The organism is Helicobacter canis (assembly GCF_900451095.1).
GTDB lineage: Bacteria > Campylobacterota > Campylobacteria > Campylobacterales > Helicobacteraceae > Helicobacter_B > Helicobacter_B zhangjianzhongii.
In genome coordinates, this window is sequence record NZ_UGHV01000001.1 from 254888 (window position 1) to 270017 (window position 15130).

Genomic DNA, 15130 nt, shown 5'->3' on the forward strand with positions numbered 1-15130 from the left:
TTGGTATGTTTGAGAATACTTATATCACACAGAGAATCCAAAAGGCAAACGCCCTACGAGAGCAGGATCTAAACCCATATACCAATGCGCTTACACGCACGATGAGCAATGCGGCGTTTTTGCAACGCTACGCGCATTTGCTAGAATCCACTTTTGACATCAACGCGCAAAAAGTGGATTCTGGTGATGGGGATTCAGCTTTGGATAACGCCCCAGCTCTAGCCAACTCCGCAAAGGATTCTAGGATTGTAGATGAGAAATCGGGGCATAGCCGCAGTTTCTTTAGTAAATCGGGGCTTTCAAGCGATTGGCAAGGGAGTTATCTTAGCGGTAATGACTGCAGCCAATCACGCAGAATCCACGATTTATCGCTACAAGCCAAATCCACCGACCAAGCTGAAATGCCAACCGAGTCGGTTGTAGGGCGTGTGAAGTTTATCCGCATTATGGGCAAAGCCTGCTTTATCAAAATCCAAGATGAAAGCGCGATTTTGCAGGCATATTTGTCAAAAAATGAGCTAAGTGAGCAAGAATTTTTCATTGTCAAAAAGCTGCTTGAAGTGGGCGATATTGTCAATATCACAGGCTACGCATTTGTTACCAAAACAGGTGAGCTAAGTATCCACGCTAGTGCATTTACAATCCTTACTAAAGCCATTATCCCTTTGCCAGAGAAGTTTCACGGGCTTACTGATATTGAAGCGCGCTATCGCCAGCGATATGTGGATTTGATTATGAATCCTGGCGTGAAAGAGACTTTTATTTTACGATCGCGCATTGTCGCGCTTGTGCGGAGATTTTTTGAAGAAAAAGGATTCTTAGAGGTAGAGACGCCAATGCTGCACCCAATCCCCGGCGGTGCTAATGCCAAGCCTTTTGTAACCCATCATAATGCCCTAGGCGTGGATCGCTACTTGCGCATAGCCCCAGAGCTGTATCTAAAGCGGCTCATTGTAGGGGGATTTGAAGCGGTGTTTGAGCTTAATCGCAACTTCCGCAATGAAGGAATGGATCACTCCCACAACCCAGAGTTTAGTATGATTGAATTTTATTGGGCGTATCATACTTATAAGGATTTAATCACGCTGACACAGGAGTTTTTCACCTACTTGCTAGAAAAGCTCCAGCTCCCCACGCAGCTACCTTGGGGCGATACGGAAGTGGATTTTAGCAAATGGAGTACTCTAAGCTACAAAGATAGCCTTAGGACAATCGGCAATATCCCAGAATCCGCCCTAGAAAATGCCAAAAGCCTAGAATCCTATCTCGCACAAAAGGGCGTGAAGCTAGAATCCAATTTAAGCTATGGTAAGCTGCAAGATGCTGCCTTTAGCGAGTTTGTAGAATCCAAGCTCATAAACCCCACATTTATCACACAATACCCCATAGATATAAGCCCCCTAGCACGCCGCAATGATGAAGACCCAAGCATTGCTGATCGATTTGAGCTATTTATCGGAGGCAAGGAGATTGCCAATGGCTTTAGCGAGCTCAATGACCCTATCGATCAATATGAGCGATTTCTCGCCCAAGTGCGTCAAAAGGATGCGGGCGATGAAGAAGCTCAATATATGGACGAGGATTTTGTAACCGCGCTAGGCTATGGTATGCCGCCAACTGCTGGGCAGGGCATAGGGATCGACCGACTTGTGATGTTGCTTACCAACAATAAGAGCATTAAAGATGTCTTGCTTTTCCCCGCGATGAAGCCCCAAGCAAAAGGCACAGACCTAGAATCTAGCCAAGACTTAAAGGAGTAAATATGGGATATGAAATAGAGCGAGTTGATGCTGAGATTTACAATCTCATCAATGCCGAGCTTACGCGCCAAAATGAGCATTTAGAGATGATTGCTAGTGAGAACTACACTTTTCCAGCCGTTATGGAGGCTATGGGCAGCGTGCTGACAAACAAATACGCAGAGGGCTATCCAAATAAGCGATATTATGGAGGCTGCGAGTTTGTCGATGCGATAGAATCCATAGCTATTGAGCGGGCTAAAAAGCTCTTTGGCTGCAAATTTGCCAATGTGCAGCCACACTCTGGTAGCCAAGCAAATGGCGCGGTGTATAGTGCGTTGCTCAAGCCTTATGACAAGATTTTGGGTATGGATCTAAGCCACGGAGGGCATCTCACGCACGGTGCGAAAGTGAGCATTACAGGACAGATCTATCAAAGCTTTTTTTATGGCGTGGAGCTAGATGGCAGGATTGATTATGAAAAGCTACGCCAAAGTGCGCATATCATCAAGCCAAAGATTTTGGTATGTGGATTTTCTGCCTATACAAGAGAGCTAGATTTTGCCAAGTTTAGAGAAATCGCTGATGAAGTGGGGGCGATTTTGATGGCAGATATTGCCCATATCGCCGGACTTGTTTGCGCGGGCGAATACCCCAATCCTTTCCCCCATTGTGATGTGGTAACCTCCACTACCCACAAGACTTTGCGCGGTCCTAGAGGAGGGCTTATCCTAACCAATGATGAAGAAATCGCCGCTAAAATCAACAAAAGTGTCTTCCCGGGCTTGCAAGGCGGACCGCTTATGCACATCATCGCAGGCAAGGCAGTGGGCTTTAAAGAAAATCTAAAACCCGAGTGGAAATCGTATGCCAAACAAGTCAAAGCAAACATTAGCAAAATGGCAGAAGTGCTTGTCGATAGAGGCTATGATCTAGTGAGCGGCGGAAGTGATAATCACCTTATTTTAATGAGCTTTTTGGCTAAAGATTTTAGCGGCAAAGATGCGGACATCGCCCTAGGCAATGCTGGAATCACGGTCAATAAAAACACCGTGCCGGGCGAAAAAAGAAGCCCATTTGTAACAAGCGGTATCCGCATAGGCTCTCCTGCCTTGACGGCTAGGGGGATGAAAGAAGCAGAGTTTGAGTGGATAGCACACAAAATCGCTGATATTTTAGATAATATTACTGATACAAAACTCCAAGAGCGCATTAAAGCTGAGATTAGGGAGCTAAATAGAGGGTTTGTGGTCTATCAAAAGCCCATTTTTTAAGGACGCAGTATGACAGAAATGGAATTGAAGCTCATCAAAATGCATAGCGCGTTTTACTTCAAGAAGCTTGATGGATTGGGGCAAAAGGTGCATTACAATGGGCGATTATTGTTTGATAAATTCCAACGCGTCAATAGTATGCTCACAAGCCAGATTATACGGGATCATTTCGCGCGCAAGATCACTGTGGCACATAGCCTAATTTTACCCGGTGATAAGGTAGAAAATATCGTTTTTGACTACAATGGTAGGAATCCTGATCGCTTCTACCACAAAGCGCAGCTACTCTTGCGCGATGAAGGGTTCATCAATTTTACCGCTTATAACACAAAAACCCCTGGGCATTTGCATTTGTATATCCACAAAGGACACACAGATTTGAGCGAGGGGCAGCGGCTTGCACGCACACTCTCACTAAAACTTGGACAAAAAATGCCCCTTGAATGGCGCGTTTTCCCGAATATTGATTTACCAAGAGATTTTAATATACTTATCGTGCCTTATGAAGTCTATGCCAAAGAGCGTGGGGCTTCTTGGGCTAGACATATGTAGGAAGGAGCATATATGGAAGATAGGAAAGAATTAAGCGAGATTCTACTAGGAAACAATAAACAATCTTCAAGTGGCAAGAAAGCGGTGTTTGTCGTCATAGCGGCTATTGCGATTATCGCGGTGGTAGCGTTTTTGGTATGGAAATTTCTCATCACCAAAGAAGAGCCGCTAGCTACTCCAAGCGAGATTGTCGATCAAAATGCAATGAAACCAGCCGATGATGTGTTTAGTAGTAATTTTGGTAGTTTAGATTTTGGGCAAGATAGTAGTGCGCCCAGCTCCATAGATACCTATGGTATGCCATCTATCCCACAGGATTTGAATATGGGCTTTGAGCAAGATCCAATCTCTCAAGACAATACCAATGCAGGCAATGCTGTCGATATTGACAATGCCTTGAGCAATATCGAAGATACAATTAGCCCTAGCCCCGCTCCTAAGCCTACTACCACACCTAAGCCAGAAGCTCCAAAGCCAGCAGAAAAGCCAAAACCTGTCCAAAAGCCACAAGCCCCTACTCCTAAGCCTACTACCACGCCAAAGCCTGCGCCTAAGCCAGAAGCTCCAAAGCCCAAGCCAGAATCTAGCCCCAAAGCCCAGTCTGCTAGCGCGAGTGCCCCCGCAGTGGCAAATGGATCTGCACCTACACAAGGGTTTTATTGGCAGGTTGGCGCATTTGAGAAAGAGCCAAATGCAGAATTTTTGACACTCATTAAAAAATACCCTTATAGAATCCAGCATATTGTTTTAGACAACAAGCCAAATGCTCGCTATCTTTTAGGACCATACAAAAGCAGAGCGCAAGCCCCAAATCGCGAAGAAATAGCCAATATGTTTAAAGAAAATCCAACACCTGTCGAAATCCCATAGTATGTGCATAGCCTTTAGATTCTACTAGAATCTAAAGGCTTTTTTATACAAGACCCTTTCATCTAGCGGTCAAGGATACTGCCCTTTCTAGGCAGTCACGGAAGTTCGAATCTTTCAAGGGTCGCCATCTGCCTTATCCCCACAATTATCATCTACCATTAAACACGATCAAATGCCATAATTTTCTCCAATCTCCTTCAAGCCCATTCAATATGGAATTAAATTTGCTTCATTGCTTAATATATTTATGAAGAGTCATAAAGGAGTTGTGATGATTTCTTTTGCAGCTGAGGCTAAAGTCTATTCTCTCACATATAAGGCGTTGGATTTTCGCTCTTTGCGACAAGATTTGATAGCTGGCAATATCGCTAATCAAAACACCCCCTTTTATCGCCCAAGAGATATAGAATTTACACAAATGCTAGCTCTAGAGCAAGCAGAAATACTTGAAAACAAAAAGCCACCTATTCTTCATATCGCACAAACAAAATCCAAGCATTTTAGCCTAGATGATAGTCGCACATCGCGCCATATCCATAGACCCGATATGTTTTTCCGTGATGGGCATTTGGCAAGAAATGATGGCAATAGTGTGGATTTGGACATTGAGACAACAGAGCTTGGGAAAAACTCTGTTGTCTATCAAGGCTTAACCACCGCGCTAAAAAAGCACAAAGGCATCTTAAACTACGCCATTGAAGCTGGCAAAAACATTTAACAAAGGATAAGCGATGAATTTTTTCAACTCATTTGACATTAGCGGCTATGGGCTATCGGCTCAAAGGATCCGCGCCAATCTCATCTCTGCTAATATCGCAAATGCCAACACCACGCGCACTGATGAGGGCGGACCTTATAGGCGGCAAATGCTCTCATTCCGTGCATTTGATTTTAATAAGGCATTAAACCAAAAGCTTGAGAAAAACTCTAATGGCATAGAATACGAAGATCCGCTCAACGAAGGGGATTTAGGCAAAACTCCAAAGCCCGCGATAATGGGCGTGTATATCGATAAAATCGTGCGTGATGATCGCGCACCCATTATGAAATATGAGCCAAACCACCCAGATGCAAATTCTGAAGGCTATGTCGCATATCCTAATATCAATCCTGTGGTAGAAATGGCTGATCTAATCGAAGCCACAAGGGCATATCAAGCTAATGTTGCGGCATTTCAAAGTGCTAAGACTATGGCTGGCAATGCGATTTTAATGATGCAAGCATAGCGATATGGTTGTATATAGTAAAATTACAAAAAACCGATATAATAATTTGATAAATAACACGGAGAAACCAAATGGATGAGATTAAAAAGATTGGCTTAAACCAAGCACTCTCTATCACAAGCTCTACGGGATCATCTCGCACCGCTGGGAGTAGCGATGCTTCTAGTGGGGAGTTTTCAAAGCTTTTGAAAAAGTCCATTGATGAGCTTAATCAAGTCCAAGAAACTTCCGACAAAGCTCTTGCTGATATGGCAAGCGGTCAGCTTAAAGATCTTCATCAAGCAGCCATTGCTATTGGCAAAGCAGAGACAAGTATGAAACTTATGCTAGAAGTGCGCAATAAGGCTTTGAGCGCGTATAAAGAGATTTTACGCACACAAGTGTAGATTCTAGATTCTTGTGTATGCAGTTAGAAAAATCGCGTAGAATTCTTGTTTTTTTTCTACTGCTTTTGGTGGGGTTTATCGTATTTCTAGCTGTGGCGTATTTCAAGGCAGTTTTGCCTCGCAAAATGCCTACCCTTATCATCACCAAAGCTGACATAGCAGTGCGTGGCACTATCTATACGCAGGATAATTACTCACTCGCAAGAAGCAAAAAGCTCTATAAACTAAGCTTCAACCCACGCTCCATTGACCCTGATAAAAAAGAGCTTTTTATCAAACTTCTAGAGATATATAGCCATATACCAAGATCTAAGATTCTAGAAGCTTTCGCCCAGACAAACTACACGACTCTCTCCTATGCCATAAGCCCCAATACCGCCGCTAATCTAAAAGCCCTAAATGCCAAGCTGCTCGCTTATGATGTGTTCCAAGAATACGAAGATGATAGCGGTAAGCTCGTGCAAAAAATAGGGCTTAGTATCGAGGTAAGTGGGGTTGATAGGGAGTATCCGTATGCAGATTTACTAGAGCCAATTGTAGGCTACACAAGAAAGGAGCAGGAATCTGGGCTAACAATCCCCAAAGGTGTCGATGGTATAGAAAAATCCCAAGACCCGATCTTAAAAGCCGTAAGCCACGGCAAAGTATCTGGCAGGCGCGATATAGGGTTTAATGTCATTCAAAGCAAGGGGGCATTGCAGCAAAAACGCTATGATGGCTTTGATGTGGTGCTAGGCATTCCGCTTAAATTCCAGCAAAAGGTAGAAGCCATCGTAGATGATGCCATTAGGGAGTTTGACTCTGATGAAGTGATCGCTGGCGTGCTACATCCAAAAACAGGGCAGATTCTAGCCCTAGCCACTTCCAATCGCTTCAATCCAAAATCCATACGCAAGCAAGACTACACAAGCCTAAAAATCCGCGCGATAGAGTCCTTTGAGCCCGGCAGCACCATTAAGCCACTAGTCTATGCGCTACTTTTAGAAAAGAAGCTTATCAATCCACTAAGTGCCATTGATCTAAACGATGGCTACTACCGCGTGGGGCGATATATCATTAAAGATGATTCCATAATGCCCAAAAATCCCACGATAGAAGATGTGCTTGTGCGCTCTAGCAATGTAGGAATGGTCAAGCTCTCAATGCTACTTAGTGGGAGGGAGTTTTATGATGGGTTAAAAGCATTTGGGCTAGCACAGATTACAGGGATTGATCTGCCTTATGAGAAAGATGGCGTGATCCCATCTGTGCGCGAGCTAAGCCAAGAGTCCTCCGCGGCAAAGGCATCGGTGTCTTATGGCTATCGCGTGCGCGTTACTTTTATGCAGCTTTTGCGTTCTTATGGGACATTTGTCAATGGTGGATATTTGGTTACCCCACATATCACACAGCACTTCATCGCCCAAGATAGCTCCATCTATGTCCCCAATCTCCCATCTCCCAAGCACGCTATCTCTAGCACCACCGCGCAAAAAATGCAAGAAGTGCTAATCAAAGTCGTAGAATCTGGCACGGGCAAAGCAGCTAAAGTAGAGCAGATCATCGTAGGGGGCAAGACAGGCACAGCACGCGTTGTGGCGTCATCTGGTGGCTATGGCGAGACTTATAATGGCTCATTTTTTGGCTTTGCCAAAGATGATGAAAACGCCTATGTCATAGGGGTAGTAACCTTTGGCTCATCAGGGCAGCACTACTATGGCTCACAAACTTCTGCGCCTGTTTTCCAAAAAATCGCCAAAGAGCTTATCGCCCAAGGCTATCTCAAACCAATCAAAAAGGACAAACAATGATAATGCCATATATTCGCGGTATTAGAGTGTGTATTTATAGTGTGCTTCTTGTAGGCTTAGCTTATGGGCTAGATTCTAAGCAGCTAGAATCCACTTTACAAGCACAAGGACTCTCTGCCCAAGTCGTGCAGAAAGTGGATTCTGGCTTGCAGGGATTTACATTTGCCATAGTCGAGCAAGATAGATTCTGGATACCTCTGCTCGCCCACGATAGTGGCAAAATCATCTTAGGCATATCGCCAAACCTTGTCTTTTCCAAAGATGAGAAGTTTGATGCCAAGCTTGAAGCACTTTTGCAAAAAGTCAGCCTACATAACAAGCAAATCACCGATGATGGCGTGCTAAAGGTATTTAAACAGCACGCAAATAGCACCATAACTATCGCAAACAAATCAGCCAAAAACACACTTTATATGGTGCTTGATCCCAACTGCCCTTATTGTAAAAATGAAATAGAAAAGCTTGAAGAATATGCCAAAGATTCTACACTCGTGCTTATGATTGTAGGCATTCTCAAGCAAAGCTCCATAGATAAAGCAGCGGCATTTACCAAGCTTATCCAAAGTGCCAAAGCCAAGAATGAGCAAATCGCCGTGCTAAAAAGGGTGTTTGACAAAAACTTTGAACCAAGTAGCGTGCGCTTTGATAAGCCCACAGAGCAAGGAGATATCACTGCCAAACTTACTCTAATAGGGCTAGAGCTGCAAAAAGCAGGCTTGCAAGGCGTGCCATATATCATAAAAACCCCCGCTAAATAGATCTACTATGCGCTTAAGCAGGGCGTTTAGTATGATTGAGCTAGTGTTTGTGATAGCCGTGCTTGGTGTGCTAAGTGCTACGCTCATCAAGCAGCTAGATTTTAGCAAGAAAGCCTGCTATACCAAGCTAGCCCACACACTAGGCACGATACAAGAGCAGCTCTCTTTTCTCTATACGCGCCACAGCCTGCTAGGCAGCAAGCCTACGCAATCCCAAGTGCGCGCACTTATAGAAGCCCACACACTAGAATCCAAACAATGTCGGCTAGGCTTTGTGCGCAATCGCTTCCGCGCAGAAGTAGCGGGCGTGGGGGTGAATTTCACCCTAGAGCCAAGTGATTTGAGTATCCAGCCCTCGTTTAAATGCCCCTTTTCTAGGAATATTGTTTGTAGAGAGATTCTCTTGCGCAGTAAAAGACTCTAGGCAAGGAGCAAGATTAAGGATTGATAAGTCTTGCATCACGGATAGGGGGATTGAGCAAAAAGAGATTATCCAAATCCACAGAAAAGAGACTATCCACATCGCAAGGGCGGATTCCAATGCCCCTGCCCCTAGGGAGCTGGGGGTTATTAAACACGGTCATACACTCATTTTTTGCTAGCACAAAGGAGCGGATTTGCACTGCGGGCGTGGTTGTGGGGATAATGGTATAGAGTGTCTCATATTTTTTAGAATCCAAATCTTCATCGCAGTTTTTACGCGTGAAAAGCCCATCTTCGCCTAAGGCTAGGCAGACATCTTGCGTGCCTAGCTGCACAAACTGCACCGCACCAAGCCCAAAATCCTTAAAAGGATCATCTTTACTCATATCCTCTGTCAAAGGAATATCCCGTATAGTCCAATTCCTATCTTTCCCAAAGCCCACAATATCCCCAGAAAACGCACTTCGTATCGACACAGGCGTGGTAAATTCTACAAAATCTGGCAGCTCTGGATCATCTGCATACGCACTAAGCATAAATATCGCAACTAGCAATAATCTTTTCATACCCACTCCTTACTACTTAAATTTGCCAAAACGCACAGGGACATGATCTGAAGCTAAATGCGATCGCACGCTAGCTGCCATCAAAAGCGCGGTGATAGCAGGCAGGGCTAGCGTCCTCCTATCACTAGAGCTTCGCCCCACAACCGCATAGTCCAAAATCCTATTAGCAGCACCTCTGCTAAAATGCGTGGCGGAATTTTGCGTAACGATGTGTATATGATTGGTGATCCTTGTATCAAGCCCGGATTGTAGGCTTGCAGGATCGCGGTTGAAGTCCCCAGCGATGATCCAGCTTAATTCTTGACGCGTGAGAAATGTATCATGCACCGCTGTTACTAGAGCTGTCGCATCGCCGCCCCCACTTGCTAATGCGTGGATATTGAAAAACACATCATTGCCGATCCTAATGCCAATAGCCGGGCGTGAAACATCAGCCGCAACCCTATCTTGACGGACCACAAAGACTTCCTCCGCCTGTCTAGCACTCACAATCGCCATATTCACTCGCCTAGCTCCTACATCGATATTGGCATAGTAGATAAACACAGAATTTGGTCGTGATCGCGTGCCTAGATCCCAAGTGTATTCCTCAATGGGCGTGCCACCGGGCTGGATCACTCTGCCTGTGGGTCTAGCAGTGGCAGGCACTCTGCCGGCTTCTTGCACCATTAGGATATTCACAGGATTATCCCCGGTGATGAGCTGCCGCACACTTACATTCCACTTATTTTCCGTGCTAGCTGAAGAGCCCTGCAAATTCCAAGTGCCTACAACATAGTCCTCAATCTTGCCAAAAAGTAGGCTTATGCCTAGTAACATTAGCGCGATAATTTTCATTGTGCTACTCCCTGTTATGTCATATTGTATCAATCTATCTGCCATCGGTGCTAAAGACCACACCTGCTTGAAGCGGAGGAGCGGTGATGAACCACTGCTGATCACTATTTAGCTGCCCGCCTTGCACGCAGTTTGTAAGAAAAATGCTAAAAAATCTCGTGGCTTGATTGCTTGGGGTCTGCAAACATTGCTTCGTGGCGACATTTTGGATTTGCACTGCTTGATTGTCAAAGAAATTAAACCTCCATAGCTGCGCTGGATCTTCCATATTGCAGTAGCTATGGATCACGCCATTTCTATACGCACTTAGGCAGGTGCCTTCTTTGGCATTTTGGATTGCTACGCTGCCATTAGCTTTGGTAAAAATCCGCCAAATCCTAGCCCCACCGAAATCTAGGGTATCTATGAGTGGATACCCCCACACCCAATTCCCCACCGCTAAAGCCCAGAGCGTCAAAACACCCCCTTCAGGGCTCATAATAGAGAGCAAATCAGATACATTCTCTCTGCCGCTACTATTCCCAGCTAGCACAAGCAGCTCTGTATGCTCGGTGGGCGTGTGGTTGCCCATTTCATCGGTGTTTGGTCGAGGGAGTATGTCTGTAAGGTTTGGTCCCTGCACAAGCGAGACTTTACTAGAATCCACTTCACTCATATCCACAGGCGGCGTAGGAGAATCCCCAATGCCCAAATCCACGCCCACACCTACCTCTTGTGCCAAGCAAACCCCAAATAACAGCACCGCACACATAATCAAACGCATAGCAACTCCCAATGTTATAAATTATCCGCGATTGTAGGGCAAAATACATTAAATACCAAGCAAAGCGCGGTAAATTTGCCTAAAGGCACGCCCTAACACCCAATATCAACATACGCGCATTGTAGTAGCAAGCCCTTCATTTCAAGCCATTTCACACAAAGCACGCAGATCCACCCACCCTAGCCCCTAGATCTGCGGGGATTTGTAGGCGAGATAGCCGATATAATTTAGCAAAATCGCCAAGCCAAGCAGCCCCACAAGCGCGTAGGTAAAGCTATGAAAATGATCATAGATTTTGCCGATTACCACAGGGGAGAGCGCGGCGATGAGATAGCCCACGCCTTGTGCCATAGCGGAGAGTTTGGTGGCGGTTTGGACATTGGCACTTTTTGTGGAGATAAAGAGCAGCGCGATCCCAAACACCCCTCCCACAGGCACGCCAATCAGCATAGAGACGATGAGCACCACCCACACTTGCTGGGAGATAAGCAGCAAGGCAAAGCACACAATATACGCCCCGCAAATGAAAATGATGAGATAGATCCTACGCGCACTAGGCAGCACCCCAAGCATAAGCGGCGCGAAAAATGCCGTAGGCACAAGGACGCAGTATGAAAGGATCATCATTTGAGAGGCAAAATGCGCGGAGAATCCAAAGGACATAAGAAAGCTAGGATACCACGCAAAAAAGCTATATGCGATCGTGCTTGTAATCCCCATAAACAGCGTGATTTTCCACGCATTTACATTGGCAAACAGCGTGCCTGTGGCGGTGGATTTGAGCTTGGGGCGTGAGATCCTGCGGTTGCTCATTTGAGGCAGATAGCTAGCAATCGCAGCTACTGCGAAAACCGCCCAGCTAGAGAGAGCTAAAGGCACAGGGAGTAGCCCCATAAGTGGGAGGATAAGCAGCACCCCAAGCATAGCAGAGAAATTCAGCACAAGGCTGTAAATCCCCATTATTTTGGGGATTTGTCGGGGGAATTTAGCTTTGACAAGGCTTGGGAGTAGCACATTTGCCACAGCAATCCCACTGCCCATAATCGCCGTGCCGATGAAAAGCTCCGCGCTCCCGCCCACGCAGCGCACAATCTCACCTAGCAGGATACAAAGCAGCCCCACAAACATCGCACGCACAGGCTGAAAATACGAGACGACAAAAGACACAAGCCCAAAGGCAAGCAGCGGCAGGCTGGTAAGCAGCCCAGCAAGCGCGGCATTAAGCGCGTAATACTCACGCACGCTATCCACCACAGGCGCGATAGAAGTGATAGGGGCGCGGAGATTTAGGGTGATCAAAATAATTGGCAATAGATTGATGAAAAAGATCTTGCGGCGTGTGTTGGCGGAGTTTTGTGGTTTGTTCATTGCTGGCTCTTTGGGGTTTGGATTCTAGTGTGCTTAGAGAATCGCGACTTTTGCTATGGGCTTTGCTAGAGCTTGTGATACGACTAGAATCCACTTTTGCGATGCAGCCATAGCAGCTCCAATGCTTTAAATATGTCGTGCGTGATAAATATGTCCGTGATTGTAGGGAAAAATATATTAAACACCAAGCAAAGTGCAGCAATATTTGCCCAGAAGCTCTTAAATACACATTTGTGGCATTGTGTGAAAGTGGATTCTAGGGGGTTTGATTAAAGGGGCGATTTATCACATTGCGAGCCTTGTGCTAGCACGGCGCGGTAAAGCGAAGTTGCTAGAAGCAAGACATAGCCGCAGTCTTTTGGTAATCCACACTAGAATCCACTTTTGAAAACTATGCAGGATAAGGCTACTAGGGACTATTGGGCTTTATACGGGCGTTTCTACCACTTGTTTATAGGCTCTTTTTGTATCTAAAGACTAATGAACTTCTCATAGCTATCAAGTGGCATAATGTCTATGCTAAAGTGTGATTGTGATTCCTTTGTGATAATCACGCTATCAAAGCCAAGCTCTAGCATTCTTTCATAAGTCGCAAGCTCCCCTTCTTTATAGTGCAGGGCAGTTTGTAAAAGCCATTTTGCTAAATTTGTGTTTGGATTACTCATTAGAGCTTTTGCGTTATCTTGACAGAGTTTGGCTTGTAATTGTTCTTTATTGGGCGTTATTAGGGTAAATATCTCATCTCTTGGTGGGAAAAAGTTAGGATATTTTTTGTGGATTTCTCTTGGCACAGGGATATATACTTCGCCATATTTTCGTATCCTACCTCCTGCATTCCATTGATTTAAACCGCTTTTTTCAGGCACATTTTTTACCCCACCTTTTATGCTATACAAAGGCAAAACGACATAATCAAGCCCTGCAATTTTTTCTTTATGCTGCTTTATTTGTAAGTCTTGTAGTGATAGAAGCAACTCAAAAGGATTATTGGCAATTTCTATTTCTAAAATATGGGGATTTGTAGGGATATAAAATTTTCTTTGCAAAACACTTTTAGAATGATTAAAAATGTATTCATTAGTTCCATCGTAAAAGCTTAAACTTTTATCATTGTTTTTAATTTTTTGTATATTGTTTATATTGATTTTTTCATAATCAGTTTCAAAAAATAGTAGTTTCTTATCCTGCCTTGCGATGATATGATAAACAGAATTCTTTATATCATAAATTTTATTAGCAGATTCTATGCGTTCATTGCGTAAATGTGCTAGTTTTTCTGCTAAATCTCTTTTGTCTGTTATGTGTTTTAAAAACGCAGAATCTTTATTAAATTCTGCCACTTTTTCAACACTTGCATTACTATTGCAAATGAAAGTTTTTAATCCTACTCCTAAGTGATTTAGCCTTGCATCATAAGCAGTATCAGAGCGACTAAGATTCTCAAATCCAAAACAATCACAAAAAAGATTTTCCATAATCCTATAATGCAAATAGGGTGTTGTATTATCACTAAAAAGCCTTGATAAAGTTGCGATAATGCCTAAAGATTTTGCATAATTTTTGTTTTGCTCTTTATCGATTGCGTAAAAATCTAAACTACCCATTATGTAGCACCTTTAAAATCTCTTGTGCTATGCGTTTGACTAAAGGCAAAGTGATAGAATTTCCAGCTTGCATATAAAGCTTAGAGTTTGCTAGGTTTGGCAGTTTAAAATTTTTAGGATAGCCTTGAAAGTTGAAGCATTCTCTAGGTGTGAGTTTGCGGATACCATAATTATCTTTGATAATTGGCACATTATGCCCACCTGTCCCCATATTTGCAGTGAGTGTTGGGCAAAGCTTGCTTTTATTCTCTCTTATATAAATACGCCGTAGCTGATAAATACTATCTTGTTTTATCACTTCTTTTTCTAGCCACGCATAATATTTGCTCTTTGGCGTGTAGTAAAAACTATCATCTTGTTTTGCAGAATCTATGCAATTATGTATGCTTTTTGTAAGTTTTATAGGGCTTGGGAAGCTAAAATCTGCGTGATTTTTCACTTTATCTTTATGAAAGGCTACTATGAAAATCCGCTCTCTATTTTGCGGGATATTTGCGTGTGTAGCGGTGTTAAGTATGGAGTCATACACGATGTAATTTAAAGATTCTAAAACACTCTTGATGACTTGAAATGTCTTGCCATTATCGTGGTTTTTTAGATTCTTAACATTTTCTAAAAATAGCACTTTTGGCTTATGGATTTTAGCAATTTTTGCAATTTCAAAAAAGAGTGTCCCGCGTGTGTCTTCAAAGCCTTTTTGATAGCCTGCTATGCTAAAGGCTTGGCAGGGAAACCCAGCACATAAAATGTCAAAATCTTTAGGGATACAAGCCTGTGTAGAATCTTGTGTAATATCACCATAAAGTGGCGTTTTGGGGAAGTTTTGCGTATAGGTTACTTGTGCGTTAGAATCTATCTCACTTGCAAATACGCATTTTGTGACATTTTGCCCCCCCCCCCCCGTTATTTGCCTGTGATAATGCTAGGTGGAATCCGCCCACTCCAGCAAATAAATCAATAAAACTAAATTGCAT

The 15130-nt window shown here is 44.0% G+C and carries 18 protein-coding genes and 1 tRNA gene; 12 read left to right on the forward strand and 7 right to left on the reverse strand.

What is annotated here, in order from left to right; translation table 11 throughout:
* Positions 1-5 precede the first annotated feature (5 nt).
* The 11 genes from lysS (at position 6) to DX060_RS01315 (ending at position 9019) form a co-directional block, all read left to right on the forward strand.
* Positions 6-1760, forward strand: coding sequence for a lysine--tRNA ligase (gene lysS / locus DX060_RS01265; protein ID WP_408938830.1), 1755 nt, complete (start codon positions 6-8; stop codon positions 1758-1760).
* 2 nt (positions 1761-1762) lie between these two features.
* Positions 1763-3013 (forward strand): serine hydroxymethyltransferase, encoded by a 1251-nt coding sequence (locus tag DX060_RS01270; RefSeq protein ID WP_115010786.1) that lies wholly within the window; start codon positions 1763-1765, stop codon positions 3011-3013.
* Between the two features lie 9 nt (positions 3014-3022).
* Positions 3023-3565 (forward strand): DUF1882 domain-containing protein, encoded by a 543-nt coding sequence (locus tag DX060_RS01275; RefSeq protein WP_115010787.1) that lies wholly within the window; start codon positions 3023-3025, stop codon positions 3563-3565.
* A 12-nt stretch (positions 3566-3577) separates the two neighbouring features.
* Positions 3578-4435: an SPOR domain-containing protein gene (locus DX060_RS01280; RefSeq protein ID WP_115010788.1), complete on the forward strand. Its 858-nt coding sequence runs from the start codon at positions 3578-3580 to the stop codon at positions 4433-4435.
* 51 nt (positions 4436-4486) lie between these two features.
* Positions 4487-4562: transfer RNA gene (locus DX060_RS01285), tRNA-Glu, on the forward strand.
* Between the two features lie 144 nt (positions 4563-4706).
* Positions 4707-5153: a flagellar basal body rod protein FlgB gene (gene flgB / locus DX060_RS01290; RefSeq protein ID WP_115010789.1), complete on the forward strand. Its 447-nt coding sequence runs from the start codon at positions 4707-4709 to the stop codon at positions 5151-5153.
* A gap of 13 nt (positions 5154-5166) precedes the next feature.
* Entirely contained in the window at positions 5167-5661 is a 495-nt protein-coding gene (gene flgC, locus DX060_RS01295) for a flagellar basal body rod protein FlgC (protein WP_023929475.1), read from the forward strand.
* 71 nt (positions 5662-5732) lie between these two features.
* Positions 5733-6047: a flagellar hook-basal body complex protein FliE gene (gene fliE / locus DX060_RS01300; RefSeq protein ID WP_115010790.1), complete on the forward strand. Its 315-nt coding sequence runs from the start codon at positions 5733-5735 to the stop codon at positions 6045-6047.
* Between the two features lie 17 nt (positions 6048-6064).
* Entirely contained in the window at positions 6065-7837 is a 1773-nt protein-coding gene (locus tag DX060_RS01305; protein ID WP_115012258.1) for a peptidoglycan D,D-transpeptidase FtsI family protein, read from the forward strand.
* A complete protein-coding gene (locus tag DX060_RS01310) occupies positions 7834-8595 on the forward strand; it encodes a hypothetical protein (protein WP_115010791.1) in 762 nt (253 codons plus the stop codon). The genes DX060_RS01305 and DX060_RS01310 overlap by 4 nt, the downstream gene beginning before the upstream one ends.
* Positions 8596-8602: 7 nt before the next feature.
* Positions 8603-9019: a type II secretion system protein gene (locus tag DX060_RS01315; protein ID WP_115010792.1), complete on the forward strand. Its 417-nt coding sequence runs from the start codon at positions 8603-8605 to the stop codon at positions 9017-9019.
* Positions 9020-9032: 13 nt separating this feature from the next.
* On the opposite strand, the gene DX060_RS01320 is transcribed toward DX060_RS01315, so the two are convergent.
* The 4 genes from DX060_RS01320 to DX060_RS01335 all read right to left on the reverse strand — a co-directional run bounded on the left by DX060_RS01320 (position 9033) and on the right by DX060_RS01335 (position 12552).
* Positions 9033-9584: an RICIN domain-containing protein gene (locus DX060_RS01320; protein ID WP_115010793.1), complete on the reverse strand. Its 552-nt coding sequence runs from the start codon at positions 9582-9584 to the stop codon at positions 9033-9035.
* A 12-nt stretch (positions 9585-9596) separates the two neighbouring features.
* Entirely contained in the window at positions 9597-10421 is an 825-nt protein-coding gene (locus DX060_RS01325; protein WP_115010794.1) for a cytolethal distending toxin subunit B family protein, read from the reverse strand.
* Positions 10422-10455: 34 nt separating this feature from the next.
* On the reverse strand, positions 10456-11184 hold the full coding sequence (locus DX060_RS01330) for an RICIN domain-containing protein (protein WP_115010795.1): 729 nt from the start codon (positions 11182-11184) through the stop codon (positions 10456-10458).
* Positions 11185-11370: 186 nt separating this feature from the next.
* Positions 11371-12552, reverse strand: a complete 1182-nt coding sequence (locus DX060_RS01335; protein WP_115010796.1) for an MFS transporter — start codon at positions 12550-12552, stop codon at positions 11371-11373.
* A 132-nt stretch (positions 12553-12684) separates the two neighbouring features.
* On the opposite strand from DX060_RS01335, the gene DX060_RS11090 reads away from it, so the two are divergent.
* On the forward strand, positions 12685-12825 hold the full coding sequence (locus DX060_RS11090; RefSeq protein WP_181814125.1) for a hypothetical protein: 141 nt from the start codon (positions 12685-12687) through the stop codon (positions 12823-12825).
* A gap of 197 nt (positions 12826-13022) precedes the next feature.
* On the opposite strand, the gene DX060_RS01340 is transcribed toward DX060_RS11090, so the two are convergent.
* From DX060_RS01340 to DX060_RS11670, 3 genes are all read right to left on the reverse strand, one after another.
* Positions 13023-14027, reverse strand: a complete 1005-nt coding sequence (locus tag DX060_RS01340; RefSeq protein WP_258552145.1) for a phospholipase D-like domain-containing protein — start codon at positions 14025-14027, stop codon at positions 13023-13025.
* 121 nt (positions 14028-14148) lie between these two features.
* On the reverse strand, positions 14149-15063 hold the full coding sequence (gene dcm, locus DX060_RS01345) for a DNA (cytosine-5-)-methyltransferase (protein WP_220176694.1): 915 nt from the start codon (positions 15061-15063) through the stop codon (positions 14149-14151).
* Positions 15014-15130 carry a DNA cytosine methyltransferase gene (locus tag DX060_RS11670; RefSeq protein ID WP_220176683.1) on the reverse strand — a complete coding sequence of 39 codons (117 nt, stop codon included), beginning with the start codon at positions 15128-15130 and terminating at the stop codon, positions 15014-15016. The genes dcm and DX060_RS11670 overlap by 50 nt, the downstream gene beginning before the upstream one ends.